The organism is Ruegeria sp. BI12 (assembly GCF_056537985.1).
The window spans coordinates 1-14047 of sequence record NZ_JBQFSL010000004.1 but is presented as its reverse complement, the minus strand read 5'-3'; the positions used below and the strand labels follow the sequence as shown (position 1 = coordinate 14047).

The 14047-nt window shown below is 58.7% G+C and carries 13 protein-coding genes and 1 pseudogene; 11 read left to right on the top strand and 3 right to left on the bottom strand.

All coding sequences use genetic code 11. From position 1 onward, the window contains the following. A complete protein-coding gene (locus tag ACR0AK_RS21265; RefSeq protein ID WP_480794889.1) occupies nt 1–1083 on the bottom strand; it encodes an alcohol dehydrogenase family protein in 1083 nt (360 codons plus the stop codon). Beyond that, nucleotides 1083–3536: an FAD-dependent oxidoreductase gene (locus tag ACR0AK_RS21260; protein ID WP_480794888.1), complete on the bottom strand. Its 2454-nt coding sequence runs from the start codon at nt 3534–3536 to the stop codon at nt 1083–1085. Before ACR0AK_RS21260 ends, ACR0AK_RS21265 begins: the two co-directional genes overlap by 1 nt. 68 nt (nt 3537–3604) lie before the next feature. On the opposite strand from ACR0AK_RS21260, the gene ACR0AK_RS21255 reads away from it, so the two are divergent. The 5 genes from ACR0AK_RS21255 to ACR0AK_RS21235 are packed head-to-tail and all read left to right on the top strand — an operon-like array spanning nt 3605 to nt 7581. Further along, the gene (locus ACR0AK_RS21255) at nt 3605–4492 is read left to right on the top strand and encodes a MurR/RpiR family transcriptional regulator (RefSeq protein WP_170562433.1); all 888 of its coding nucleotides are present in this window, start codon (nt 3605–3607) and stop codon (nt 4490–4492) included. Then, nucleotides 4489–5577, top strand: coding sequence for an aromatic ring-hydroxylating oxygenase subunit alpha (locus ACR0AK_RS21250; RefSeq protein ID WP_480794887.1), 1089 nt, complete (start codon nt 4489–4491; stop codon nt 5575–5577). The genes ACR0AK_RS21255 and ACR0AK_RS21250 overlap by 4 nt, the downstream gene beginning before the upstream one ends. Nucleotides 5578–5596: 19 nt before the next feature. Next, nucleotides 5597–6415, top strand: coding sequence for a hypothetical protein (locus ACR0AK_RS21245; RefSeq protein WP_480794886.1), 819 nt, complete (start codon nt 5597–5599; stop codon nt 6413–6415). A 24-nt stretch (nt 6416–6439) separates the two neighbouring features. Next, nucleotides 6440–7180, top strand: a complete 741-nt coding sequence (locus ACR0AK_RS21240; RefSeq protein ID WP_480794885.1) for a sulfotransferase-like domain-containing protein — start codon at nt 6440–6442, stop codon at nt 7178–7180. A 17-nt stretch (nt 7181–7197) separates the two neighbouring features. Continuing rightward, complete coding sequence (locus tag ACR0AK_RS21235) at nt 7198–7581, top strand: carboxymuconolactone decarboxylase family protein (RefSeq protein ID WP_058273646.1); 384 nt, start codon at nt 7198–7200, stop codon at nt 7579–7581. A 66-nt stretch (nt 7582–7647) separates the two neighbouring features. Here ACR0AK_RS21235 and ACR0AK_RS21230 read toward each other — a convergent pair whose 3' ends face one another. Then, nucleotides 7648–8250: a helix-turn-helix domain-containing protein gene (locus ACR0AK_RS21230; protein WP_170562418.1), complete on the bottom strand. Its 603-nt coding sequence runs from the start codon at nt 8248–8250 to the stop codon at nt 7648–7650. Between the two features lie 147 nt (nt 8251–8397). Between ACR0AK_RS21230 and glyA the strand changes: the two genes are divergently transcribed. The 6 genes and pseudogenes from glyA to gcvT form a co-directional block, all read left to right on the top strand. Further along, entirely contained in the window at nt 8398–9651 is a 1254-nt protein-coding gene (glyA, locus tag ACR0AK_RS21225; protein ID WP_480794884.1) for a serine hydroxymethyltransferase, read from the top strand. A gap of 11 nt (nt 9652–9662) precedes the next feature. Beyond that, a complete protein-coding gene (gene lpdA / locus ACR0AK_RS21220; RefSeq protein ID WP_480794883.1) occupies nt 9663–11045 on the top strand; it encodes a dihydrolipoyl dehydrogenase in 1383 nt (460 codons plus the stop codon). 14 nt (nt 11046–11059) lie between these two features. Next, nucleotides 11060–12004 (top strand): lipoyl synthase, encoded by a 945-nt coding sequence (lipA, locus tag ACR0AK_RS21215; protein WP_480794882.1) that lies wholly within the window; start codon nt 11060–11062, stop codon nt 12002–12004. A 25-nt stretch (nt 12005–12029) separates the two neighbouring features. Beyond that, nucleotides 12030–13400, top strand: a complete 1371-nt coding sequence (locus ACR0AK_RS21210) for an alanine/glycine:cation symporter family protein (RefSeq protein WP_480794881.1) — start codon at nt 12030–12032, stop codon at nt 13398–13400. Nucleotides 13401–13478: 78 nt separating this feature from the next. Beyond that, nucleotides 13479–13901, top strand: a complete 423-nt coding sequence (locus tag ACR0AK_RS21205; RefSeq protein WP_480794880.1) for a universal stress protein — start codon at nt 13479–13481, stop codon at nt 13899–13901. A 16-nt stretch (nt 13902–13917) separates the two neighbouring features. Next, nucleotides 13918–14047 (top strand): annotated as a pseudogene (gene gcvT, locus ACR0AK_RS21200) (glycine cleavage system aminomethyltransferase GcvT); the annotation flags it as partial.

Here is a 14047-nt window from a genome sequence, read left to right as displayed (position 1 = left end):
TCATGGGATCACCACGATGTTGCCGGTGTGTTGTTTGGCAATGAACGCGGCCTGAGCCTCGCGCAGTTCTTCCAAAGGATAAGTAGCTGCCAGCGCAGGCTTGATCTCTCCGGCCTCGATGTATTTCACAAGGTTCCGCATCACCTGAGGGTCAATCACGGTCGATCCAGTGAAGGTCAGATCGCGCAAATAGAACGTACGCAGGTCGAATTCGACCATCGGACCGGCAATCGCGCCTGAACAGGTATAGCGCCCGCCGCGCTCCAGAATGTCGATCAGGTTCGGCCAGTAAGGGCCACCGACTACGTCAGCGACAACGGTGATCCTTTCATCCCCAAGGGCAGCACGCAGGTTATCCGGAGCGCGCGACAGGATAACGTCCGGCCCCAAGTCCGCCACATCCGCATGCTTCGCTTCCGATGCCATTGCGACGACCCGTGCACCCCGGCGTTTGGCAAGTTGTACCAACGCGCCGCCGACCCCGCCTGAGGCCCCTGGCACCAGAACTGTATCGGCGTCGGTAACATTGGCGCGGGTCAGCATGCCCTCAGCCGTCGAATAGGAACACGAGAACGTGGCAAGTTCGGCGTCCGACAAGTCGGACTGAATCGGTACGGCATTTACAGCCAGAGTTGTGGCGTATTCGGCAAACCCGCCGTCCCGCTCCGAGCCGAAATACCCGGTCTTATCCATGTTGCCCGGGTCCGACGGGTCGCGCAGCCAACCATCGGTGATGACACGTTCGCCGATCATCCTGGGATCGACACCTTCGCCTACGGCTACGATGTGACCGCAGATGTCAGCCCCCTGAATACGAGGGAAGGTGATAGGATTGCCGCCCCAAGTGGGGTCCTCTTCGCCAACCTCTTCGAACGCTCCGCCGGTGGTCGCGTCGGTGACCGTTTTGGAATACCAGCCCGATCGCGTGTTCACGTCCGTGTTATTCAAACCGCAGGCCGCAACTTTGATCAGCACCTCTCCGGCGGCGGGTTCAGGACGCGGCCAGTCTTGGTGCAGCACCATCTGCTCCAGGCCGCCATGGCCCATTGTGACCATGGCTTTCATTGTGTCGGACAAGCTCATTATGCAGTCTCCAGAATGGCGTCGGTACGCGGCAGCAGGCTTTCGGGATCATAGGCTGGTTCGCCCAAAACGCGGGCTGCACGCGGTTTACCGTGAACTACAACTTGCAGTTCGGTCCCGGCTGTGGCTGCCTCAGGCTTGATGTAGGCAAAGGCGAGGATTTTGCCCACGGTATGGCCATAAACCACTGAGGCAGTAGAGCCCACGACCTTGCCGTTCAACATGACAGCTTCGCCACCATGCCCGTCAATCTCACCATCCGGCTCGATCTCGAGGTAAGCACAGACCCACGGCAGGTCAGTGTTCAGTGTCCTGTCCTTGCCCAGATACTCTTTGTCGGTGCGGGCAAAGCGCAGCACATCGGCTTCGGCCAAAGTAACTTCGTTGGTCAGCTCACCTGCGCCTTTGAAACCCTTCTCCATCCGCATCACGTTCATGGCAAAGCTGCCATAGTCGGTGATGCCAAACGCCTCACCCGCAGCCCAAAGCGCGTTGTAAACGTCGAGGCAGGCGGCGTTGGGCATGTGCAATTCCCAGCCCAACTCACCGGCATAGGACATACGGAAGGCCCAAACCTTGCGGCCTGCGATGGTGATCTCCTGCGCGGATAGCCAACGGAATCCGGCATTGCTCAGATCGGCATCGGTGCTGCGCGCCAGCACGTCCCGCGACCGTGGGCCGTTCAGTGACAGGGCGGACCAGTCAGAGGATAGAGCGGTGATCTGCACGTCCTCATCCGCGCGCTGCTGCGCCAGATGATCCAGCAGGCGCTGTTCAAAGAAGGCCGCACAGACCAGATAGAACCGGTCGTCGGCCATGCGGACAATCGTGGTCTCCAACTCGATCCGGCCACGGCGGTTCAGCATGTGGGTCAGAGTGATCGAGCCAACTTTCTGCGGCATCCGGTTGGCTGTCAATCGATCCAGCAGGGCATAGGCCTCTGGCCCCGAAACCTCGACCTTGGTGAATGCGGTGACATCCATAATGCCGACGCTCTCTCGCACCGCTTTGACCTCAGCCGCGACCATGTCGTCGGCAGGGGTACGACGGAAGGAATAGTGATCGCGCTGCTCCACACCATCCCGCGCGAACCAGCGGGGGCGTTCGAAGCCATAAACCTCTTCATGCACCGCGCCCTTGGATTTCAGCAGCTCGTATAGAGGCGACGGCTTGATTGGACGCCCTTCCAGACGGTTGAAATGCGGGAAGGGGATCTCGTGACGCAGGCAGTAATCTTCCTCGGCCTTGATCACCTGCCAGCCCTTGGTGGCATAGCTGCCGAACCGGCGCGGGTCGTATTCGCGCATTGAGATATCGGCCGCGCCATGCACCATCCAGCGTGCCAGCTCGCGGGTCAGGCCCGGACCCCAACCGATGCCGATCTGCGTCCCGCAGCAGCACCAATAGTTCCGAACACCCGGCGCAGGCCCGATCAGGGGGTTACCGTCCGGCGGATGCGAGATCGCCCCGTGCACGTCGCGCTGAATGCCAAGTTCGGCAAAGATCGGCATCCGGTTCAGGCTTTCCTCAAGCCACGGCATCACACGTTCGTAGTCCGCGTCGAACAACCAGTTCTCGTATTCCCATGGGCAATGGTCATGCCATACCGAGTTCGGGTTCTCTTTCTCGTAAATCCCGATCAGCCCGCGCTGCTGCTCCATCCGGATATAGCCCGAGACTTTACGGTCATCACGGATCACCGGCAGTTCCTTGTCCAGGTTCTGGAACTCGGGCACCGGCTCGGTCACGAAATAGTGGTGGGTCATAGAAGTCATGGGCAGTTGCAGCCCCGACCATTCGCCCATCTGACGGGCATAGGTGCCGCCGGCGTTTACAACATGCTCGCAGGTGATGGTGCCCATTTCGGTCTCAACCACCCACTCGCCATTGTCGGCCTGAGTAATGTTGGTGGCGCGGCAGTTGCGGAAGATGCGCACGCCCTTTTGACGCGCGCCCGTTGCCATCGCCATTGTCACGTTGGTCGGGTCCACATGGCCGTCATCCGGTGTGTGCAACGCGCCCAAAACGCCTTCGAGGTTATAGAACGGGTGCAGCTCAGCCACCTTTTCAGGTCCGACCAGTTCGATGTTGAATCCAAGCGAACGGCCCACCGACAGGGTATGACGCAGCCAGTCCATTTCATCCTCGGTATAAGCCAGACGGAACGAACCGCAGCCATGCCATGTGACGGGCTGGCCGGTCTCCGCCTCCAACTGACCGGAATACAGGCCGATGTTGTAATCCACGCATTTCCCCAGCCCAAAGCTCGAAGTCGAATGCGTGATCTGGCCTGCCGCGTGCCATGTGCTGCCACTGGTCAGCTCAGCCTTTTCCAGCAGGACAGTGTCACCGCCCCACCCTTCATGCGCCAGGTGATAGGCCAGACCGACCCCCATGACACCTCCGCCCACGATGACCACGCGGGCATGTGACGGCAGATTCTTCTCGGACATGATTTTTCCTCTTCCCGAGTCGCGTTTCTGCTCGACAGGCTAATTCCACAAATGTACCATCGTCAATCATGAATGACACAAATGTATCATCAATCGTTCTCGACCGCCTCACCGAAGAGTGGGACGCCCTCACCCCTGAGGCGCAGAAAGCCGCACGATACGTGCTGGAAAACCCAACGGACGTTGGGGTTTCAACAGTGCGCGAGATTGCCGAGGCGGCCAAGGTCAAACCCAACACTTTTGTTCGGATGGCACGTCAGGTGGGCTTCGAAGGGTACGAGGATTTCCGCGCCCCGTTCCGCGATGCGATTCGGCGGGGCACCGTGTCGTTTCCTGACCGCGCCCGCTGGCTGCAGGACATTGGCAAGTCAGGGGATCTGGGCGGTCTTTATGCCGATATGATTGGCGCGGCGATCCGCAATATCGAAGAGACCTTTGCAGGGATTGACGCCACATCCCTGAAAGCAGCTGCTGAAGATATCTGGAACTGCCGCCAGATTTTCACGCTGGGCGTGGGCGTCAACAATTCGAATGCACGCAACTTCACTTACCTTGCCTCAACCGGAATGAAGCAGTTTCACGCCATTCCACGCCCCGGCTCGACCCCGGTGGATGATCTGGCTTGGGCTGACCAGCAGGACGTGCTGATCGCGATTACCTGCCACCCCTATCGCACCGAGGTCATCGAGGCGATCAAGCTGGCTCGGCAACAGGGTCTGACTGTTGTCGGCATTTCCGACAGCCCGGCCAGCCCAGTGATCCTGAACGCCCATCACGGCTTTGTCGTCGCCGCCGACACGCCGCAATTCTTTCCGTCATCCGTCTCGACCATCGCGTTGCTGGAAACGCTGCTGTCTTTCGTGATCGCAGTATCCAGCGATGAAATCGTTGAGCGGGTGGAACGGTTTCACCAACGCAGACACCAACTTGGCCTCTACGCGGAGGAGCCCGAATGAACGCACCCCTGACCCACTCACTGGACGCCCGGTATTACACTGACCCAGCGATCTTCGAGCAAGAGATGCAGGGTTTACTGGCCCGAACGTGGCAATTCGCCGGTCACGTCGCCCAGGTGCGCGAGACAGGGGATTACTTCGCCTTCGAGATTGCTGGGCAGAACCTTTTTTGCATTCGCGGCCGCGACGGGGAAATCCGAACTTTTTTCAACGTCTGCCAGCACCGCGCACATGAGATGGTGACGGGCGCAGGCAACACTCGGGTCGTGGTCTGCCCCTACCATGCCTGGACTTATGAGCTGTCCGGTCAATTGCGCGCCGGGCCGAACATCAAATCTGTACCCGGATTCGACCGTAGCGCCATTTGCCTGACCTCGGTCCGCACCGAGGTGTTCAACGGCTTCATCTTCGTCAATCTCGACGACGACGCCGCGCCGATGGATGAATGGTACCCCGGCGTGCGCGAGGAAATCCGCGCCTTTGTTCCGCATATCGACGATCTGGAACCACTGGAATGGGTCGAGATCCCCGAGAACTGTAACTGGAAGGTCAGCATCGAAAACTACTCGGAATGCTATCACTGCCCGACGAACCACCCGACCTTTGCCGAAGGTGTGGTCAAGCCTGAGACCTACGACATTCAGCCTGATGCGGGCGGCGGCTATGTGCTGCGACACACGACCGAGTGCCAGAGCCTCGACAAGATGACCTATCCCATCGATCTGTCTGTACCGCACGCGGGCGATTATCAATCATGGTTCCTGTGGCCGATGTTCTCGTTCCAATGCTACCCCGGCAATGTGCTGAACACCTATCACTGGCGCGCGGTCGATGCTGATCACTGCACAGTCTGGCGCGGCTGGTATACCGAAGGCGGCTCGGAAAGTGCTGTGATCCGGCAACTGGCGGTCCAGGATCGGGAAACCACAGTCGAGGAAGACATACACCTCGTTGAATCTGTTCATCGCGGCCTGAAATCCCGAGGCTACCGCCCCGGGCCGCTGGTACTGGACCCGGGCTGCGGTGTTATGTCGGAGCATTCGATCGCTCGCTTGCAGCAATGGATGCGCGAAGCTGTGGATTAATGACCGAGGTGACCCACCCATGTTGATGCCCGAAGACTGGCGCCCGGAACACAAGCTTTTCCCCCATCAGGTTGGGTTTACTAGCCCACCTTTTGATTTTGATGCGGCCCCGTCGGACTTTCTGCGCATTTGCCCTGAAACGGTCGGTGTACATGGCTGGATGCTGCACGTTCCGAACTACGTGCATGGGCTGGATCAGCGGAAACAGAACTTTGGCATGCTTGAGGACTTTGTGCATTGCATGTCCCGCAATGGCGTCGATGTCTGCGGTCAGGTCGGTTCGAATTGGGTCCACGCCTGCGGGTTAGGCGTCGAAGGGGTCCGGCAGCATTGCGCGGACCTGTCGGACAAGTACGGCACGCAGTTCCACATGGCCGGTTACGCCATGGTCGAAGCGCTGCGCGAGATGAATGTCGAAAAGGTCGCCCTTAACGCAGCCTATCACTGGCCCGAATGGTGGCAAGGCACAGTCGGGTTTCTGAAAGAAGCTGGCTTCGACGTACTCTATGCCGGGAATTTCCACGATCAGGGATGGTTCGACAATCAGGAAGAGGTCAATTCCTACCGCTGGGTGTTTGACGGTGATCTCGCGATGAAAAGCTTCGAATACGTGGCCGAACAGGCCCCCCAGGCCGATGCGATCCTGATCAACGGCATGTGCAATTTCCGCACCGGGCCGAATGGCCTGCCACAGCGCCCCCTGCATCTTGCGGATACGCTTGAGGCCGCGTTTGGCAAACCGGTGATCGGTCACGACATTGCGCTGTACTGGCGTATCTTCAAATCTCTCAACCTCGCGCCGGAAACACCGCACGGGGAACTTCTCCGACGGCTATAGACCACATTTCAAAGGATCATCGCTATGACCAAAATCCTCGCGCTCTGGGCGGTGCCTCGCTCTACGTCCACCGCTTTTGAATGGATGATGCGACAGCGCGGAGATCTGGACTGTCTGCACGAACCTTTTGGCGAGGCTTGGTATCAGGGGGAGGACCCGCTGTGGCACAGGTTCAAACCGGGGGATACGACGACGCCGGGCCTGACACTGGAGACAGTGTGGGCCGACATTCAGGCTCGTGCGCAAAAGGGGCCTGTGTTCATCAAGGACTTCCCGCATTACATCAATCACATGTGGAATGCCGAGTTCCTGTCGAACTTCAACCACGCCTTCCTGATCCGCGACCCGGCAAAAACGATCACCTCGATGTACAAACAATGGCCCGACTTCGCCGAAGGTGAAGTCGGCTTTCCTGAACAGCGCGCCCTGTTCGATCTGATTACTGCCCTGAATGGCACGCCCCCACCCGTCATCGACAGTGATGACCTGCTGGAAAACCCGCACGCCATGACCGAACGGTTTTGCGACGCGGTCGGTATTTCGTTTCTGGAAGAAGCGCTGAGTTGGGAACCCGGTGGCGACCCTTCCGCCCACTCTTGGTGGGATGGCGGGTCGTTCCACGCCAATCTGGCCAATTCGACGGGGTTGGCTCCGCAACCCCGCAAACATATCTCGATTACGGACGCGCCGGATCGGGTCAAACAGGTGTACCGCCGGATGAAACCCCACTACGACCACCTGTATAAACATCGGCTGACGGGCTGATACACCGGAGAGAAGAGATGGCAGACATTTTTGACGAGGACCTGTTTCTGAAAGGTCTTGAACAGCGCAAGAACACGCTAGGCGCGGAATACGTGGAAAAGAACCTGGCGGCGGCAGATGACTTTACCCGTCCGTTCCAAGAGGCGATGACTGCCTGGTGCTGGGGATTTGGCTGGGGCGATGACGTGATCGACGCCAAGACGCGGTCGATGATGAACTTGTCCATGATCGGCGCGTTGGGGAAAATGCATGAATGGGAAATCCACTGCAAAGGCGCGATCAACAACGGCGTCTCGCCCGAGGAAATCCGGGCTATCATCCACGTCATCGGGATCTATTGCGGTGTCCCACAAGCGCTGGAGTGTTTCCGCGTTGCGCGTAAGGTTCTGGGCCACACCTAACCCAAGCAACACCCAACCCAAAAAGCGGCTCGTTGGGCCGCTTTTTTCATGCCTTGGGCGCAAAGGTTATTCGAGCGAAACCCACAAGACTTTAGCGTCTTCCTCACTGGTCGAAATACACCCGTGCCCCATTCCACTGTCGTAATAAAGTGAATCTCCGGCCTTCATCGGCAGCGGGCGGTAATGCTCTGACACAAAAATCAGCTCTCCGCTGATGACATACATGAATTCTTCGCCCGTATGCCGGATCCAGGTTTCGAACTCTGACAGGTCGCGAGCTTTGATCGTCGCGATATAGGGCAGCATCCGCTTGCTGGTCAGTTCTGGACACAGCAATTCGTGCATATAGGTCGGCGTGTTTTTGACTTCGCCCTCTCCTTTGGGTGTAAAATCCCGCCGGCCCGAGATTCCGGATTGCCCTGACTGCAGAAACAGCTGCGGCGTGCTCATATCCAGCGCCTGCGTCAGCCTGCGCACAATATCAAAACTTGGTCGCGTCTGGTTGTTCTCGATCTTCGACAGGGTGGACCGGCCGATTCCCGCGGCGCGTCCGGCCTCCTCCAAAGTCCAGCCCTTTGCACGGCGTGCATCACGAATGGAACGCCCCAGAACCTCACCTTCATCCAGATCCTCCGGTGAGGAAACATCACCACGGGTCTCGTCGCCCATAAAAATCTCCCTGTTTTATCAGAGGTTACAGATTTCCCCCACCGCGCACAACTTCACAAATGTGAGATATATGTTGCTTTAGCTGCACGATTTCCACTATAGGAAACAAAATTTCGTACTGAGGATTCGGTGCTGGAGGAGGAAATCATGTTCAAAACGTCGCTCATCGAAGCTGATCCCGTTGTCGCAGCGTCAATTGCGCGCGAAGGCAAACGCCAGGCTGAACAGATCGAACTGATCGCATCCGAGAACATAGTCTCGCAGGCTGTGATCGATGCGCAGGGGTCCGTCCTGACCAACAAATACGCCGAAGGCTATCCAGGTCGTCGCTATTATGGCGGCTGCGAATATGTGGACGAAGTTGAATCCGAGGCCATTGATCGTCTGAAACAGCTGTTTGGCTGCGAATACGCAAACGTTCAGCCGCATTCTGGCGCACAAGCAAACGGCGCCGTTAAACTGGCCCTGCTCAGCCCCGGTGACACGATTTTGGGCATGTCGTTGGATGCAGGTGGCCACCTGACGCACGGAGCCAAACCTGCGCAATCCGGCAAGTGGTTCCGACCGATCCAGTACGGTCTGACGGACGCAGGTCTGATTGACTATGATCAGGTCGAGGAATTGGCCAAGGCTGAAAAGCCAAGACTGATCATCGCAGGCGCGTCGGCCTATTCTCAGAAGATCGATTTCGCCCGTTTCCGCGCCATTGCAGACGAAGTTGGCGCTTGGCTGCTGGCTGACATGGCCCATATCGCTGGTTTGGTTGCAACGGGCCTTCACCCTTCGCCCATTGGTCATGCTCATGTGGTTACATCGACCACGCATAAAACCCTGCGCGGTCCGCGCGGTGGGATCATCCTAACCAACGATGAAGCGCTGGCAAAAAAGATCAATTCAGCCGTCTTCCCCGGCCTTCAGGGCGGCCCCCTTATGCACGTGATCGCCGGCAAAGCGGTCGCATTTGGCGAAGCGCTGAAGCCAGACTTTAAGAGCTACATGCAGCGCGTCGTGGACAGCGCCTCGGCGCTGGCAAACGTTATGATGGCACGGGGATGTGACATCGTTTCGGGTGGCACCGAAAACCACCTGATGCTGGTCGACCTGCGCCCGCTTGGCGTGACAGGCAAAGACGCCGAAGCCGCGTTGGAGCGTGCCGGGTTCACCTGCAACAAGAACAGTGTGCCGGGCGATCCGGAAAAACCTACCGTGACCAGCGGCATCCGTTTGGGAACCGCTGCAGGCTGCAGCCGCGGCTTCGGACCGGAAGAGTTCAAACAGATCGGTCACCTGATCGGTGATGTGCTGGACGCTCTGGCCCAGTCGCCGGAAGGCGACGCGACGATCGAATCCGAAACCCGCGAAAAAGTCCGCGCGCTCTGCGCCAGTTATCCGATCTACTGAAAGACCACGAAATGAGCATCTACGACCTAATCGTCATCGGGGGCGGACCCGGCGGATACGTTGCAGCGATCCGCGCTGCACAGTTGGGACTGAAAGTGGCTTGCGTTGAAGGCCGCGGTTCGCTTGGCGGAACCTGTCTGAATGTGGGGTGCATACCCTCCAAAGCGTTGCTGACCTCCTCGGCCAAATATGCCGAGCTTGCACATCTCTCCTCCCATGGCATTGCTGTCGAGGGGGCCAGCATCGATCTGAGTTCTATGATGGGGCGCAAGGACAAGATCGTCGGCGATCTGACCAAGGGTATTGCGTTTCTGTTCAAGAAAAACGGCGTCGATCTGATCGAGGGCTGGGCCAGTATCCCCTCTGACGGGCAGGTCAAAGTTGGCGACGATGTTTATGAAGCCAAAAACATCCTGATCGCCACCGGTTCCGAGCCAGCACCGCTAAACGGGATCGAGATTGACGAGCAGGACATCCTGAGCTCGACCGGAGCAATCGCGCTGGACGCTGTACCCGAACATCTGGTTGTCGTCGGTGCCGGGGTTATCGGGTTGGAGCTTGGCCAGGTCTGGTCCCGACTGGGCGCCAGGGTGACGGTAGTTGAATATCTGGACCGCGTCCTGCCCGGAATTGATGGCGAGATCGCGAAGCTCGCGCAGCGCGCGTTGTCCAAGCGTGGCTTGAAGTTCCAACTGGGACGCGCATTGAAAACCATCGACAAGACCAACGTTGGACTGACGCTGAAATTGGACCGGGTCGGCAAAGACAAGGAAGAGGTGATCGAGGCTGACAAGGTCCTGATCGCCGTCGGACGCCGCCCCGTAACGCGCGGGCTTGGGCTGGAAGATCTGGGGATAGCCTTTGACCCGCGCGGCTTTATCCAGGTGGACAAGTCGTTCCGGACTTCGGTCCCCGGCATCTATGCGATCGGCGATTGTGTTCCCGGCCCGATGCTTGCCCACAAGGCTGAAGAAGACGGTGTCGCCTGTGTCGAGATGCTGGCAGGTGAATCCGGTCACGTGGACTACAATACCGTTCCTGGCGTTGTGTACACGGACCCCGAGGTCGCCTCGGTCGGTCTGACCGAGGAAGCGCTGAAAGAGGCTGGGACCGAATACGCCGTCGGCAAGTTTGCCTTCATGGCCAACTCACGCGCGCGCTCGACCGGTGAGACAGACGGCGCGGTCAAGGTTCTGGCCGACCCGAAAGGCAACATCCTGGGCGCGCATATCTGCGGTGCACACGGTGGTGACCTGATCGCTGAATTGGTTCTGGCCATGGCCAAGGGCGCCACCGTCGCTGAAGTCGCCTCAACCTGTCACGCTCACCCGGCAATGGGCGAGGCCGTCAAGGAAGCCTGCCTCGACGCCATGGGCCACGCAATCCACGCCTGAGAGGGAACAGCCAGATGACCATCCAGCTTCGCACCCGTCACCCGGAAAAGGCCAAGAAGGCTGACAGTGTCATCCCGCGAAAACCGAAGTGGATTCGCAAGAAAAAGATCGACGGGCCCGAGTATTACGAGACCCGTCGCCTGATGCGCGACCACAGTCTGGCAACGGTCTGCGAAGAGGCCGCCTGCCCCAATATTGGCGAATGCTGGTCCAAACGCCACGCCACCATGATGATCATGGGCGAGGTTTGCACGCGCGGCTGTTCCTTCTGCAACGTCTCCACAGGACGCCCCGATGCACTTGACGTGTTCGAGCCGGGCCGCGTCGCGGCAGCTGTCAAGAAGCTGGCCTTGCGCCATGTGGTCATTACATCTGTCGACCGCGACGATCTGGCGGATGGCGGAGCCGAACATATCGCCCAGACAATCCGCGCTGTGCGTCATCAAAACCCCGAAACCACGGTCGAGGTTCTGACCCCCGACTTTCTGGGCAAAGGCAGCGCTGCCGACGTGGTTTTCGACGCCGCACCGGATGTGTTCAACCACAATCTGGAAACCGTCCCGCATTTGTATCCAACGGTGCGCCCTGGCGCGCGCTACTACACATCTCTGCGCCTCCTGGACGATGCAAAACGTGCCAAACCCGAGATTTTCACTAAATCCGGCCTGATGGTGGGCCTGGGCGAAAGTCTGAACGACGTTCGACAGGTGATGGACGACCTGCGCGCAGCAAAGGTCGATTTTCTGACCGTGGGTCAGTACCTGCAGCCGACACCAAAACACCACCCGATTGACCGGTTCTGGTCACCGGAAGAGTTCGCCCAATTGGAACAGATCGCAAGGTCCAAGGGCTTTTTGCATGTGTCCGCAACACCGCTGACACGTTCGTCGTTCCACGCCGACGAAGACTTTACCGCCCTCAAGCAAGCCCGCCAGCGGGCCATCGCCAACGGGGCATAAACCAAACGCAAATGGGAGGGAAACCATGGAAGCGTTAAATTCAATCGTAGGAGCCATCAATGGCGTCGTATGGGGGCCGCTGATGCTGGTCCTCATCCTTGGCGTCGGCTTCTTCCTGCAGGTAGGGCTGAAATTCATGCCGATCCTGCGCATTGGCACAGGCTTCAAGCTTTTGTTTGCAGGCCGTGAGGGTCAGGGCGATGGGCAAATCAGCCCGTTCAACGCGCTGATGACCTCTCTGTCGGCGACCATCGGTACCGGCAACATCGCCGGTGTGGCCACTGCTGTCTTCCTGGGCGGTCCGGGCGCTTTGTTCTGGATGTGGATGACCGCCCTGGTGGGCATGGCCACCAAATATGCCGAAGCCGTCTGTGCGGTGAAATACCGTGAAAAAGACGAGCTCGGTAACTTTGTAGGCGGCCCGATGTACTACATCAAAAACGGCCTCGGCGCAAAATGGGCCTGGCTGGGCGTTGCATTTGCCCTGTTCGGTGCAATCGCGGCCTTCGGCATCGGTAACGGCGTACAGGCCAACGGTGTTGCTCAGGTTCTGGAATCGAACTTCGGCGTGAACACCTCGGTCACTGGCGTTGTTCTGATGGTCCTGACCGCAGCCGTTATTCTGGGTGGCATCACCCGCATTGGCGCGGTTGCCGGTAAACTGGTTCCGTTCATGGCGATTGCCTACATCATCGCTGGTCTGCTGGTTCTGCTGATCAACATCGGCAACATCGGTCACGCACTGTCGCTGGTCTTCACCTACGCGTTCACCCCTTCGGCCGCCGAAGGTGGTTTCGCCGGTGCAGCCGTCTGGGCCGCCATCCGCTTTGGTGTGGCACGTGGTGTCTTCTCGAACGAAGCCGGTCTGGGTTCGGCCCCGATCGCGCACGCCGCTGCCGAGACCAAAGGTCCGGTTAACCAAGGCTTGATCGCGATGCTGGGTACATTCATCGACACCATCATCGTCTGCTCGATCACCGGTCTGGCGATCATCTCTTCGGGCGCGTGGACGTCAGGTGAATCGGGCGCGGCGCTGACCTCGCTGGCCTTTGCAAACTCACTGCCAGGCGGTGGTCACCTGATCGCAATCGCACTGTCGATCTTTGCCTTCACCACCATCCTCGGCTGGTCGTTCTACGGCGAGAAATGCGTCGAGTTCCTGCTGGGTGTCAAATCCTTGATGCCGTACCGCATCCTGTGGATCATCGCGATTTACTTCGGTGCTACTGCGGATCTGGGCTTCATCTGGCTGCTGGCGGATACGCTGAACGCGATGATGGCCATCCCGAACCTGATCGCCCTGGCCTTGCTGAGCCCGATCGTCTTCAAACTGACGAAAGAGTTCTTCGCCTCGGGCGGCAAATCGGAAGAGCCCGGCGGATCACCCGCCGAATAATCCGGCCCTGAGAAAAACGGGGGGCCAATCCGGCCCCCCGCCTTTGAAACAGAATTCCATATCCCGAGGAGAGACGTGATGGCCACGAAAATCCTGCTGCCGATTGATCACACCGACGACCGTTCGTGGAAGAACGCCCTGCCGCTCGCACTTGAACAGGCAAAGTTCTACGGAGCCGAACTGCATGCGGTTGCCGTCATCCCCGAGATCATCCAGTTGCCGAACCTGCCCGCCAATTATGGTGCTGGTGCCAAGGAACACGTACGCAATGCGGTTCAGGCCATTCTGGATCATGGCAATGCCTCCGACGTGCCGGTGCATATCGAAGAAGGCAGCGTCTACCGCGAAATCCTGAAGCTTGCCCACAAGGATGGCTTTGACCTGATCGTCATGGCGTCTACCAAGGGCGATTTCCCGAACTATGAGATTGGCCCGAACCTCGCCCGTGTCGTGCGCAACGCGCATTGCACTGTCATGGTCGTTCGTGACCAGTCCCGCTAATTGAAAGGTCCCTGCTATGTCTGATGATTTGAAGCGCACGCCTCTCCATTCGTTGCATGTTGAGTTGGGAGGTAAGCTGGTTGATTTTGCTGGTTGGGAGATGCCTGTTCAGTATCCGTTGGGGATCATGGGTGAGCATAAGCAGT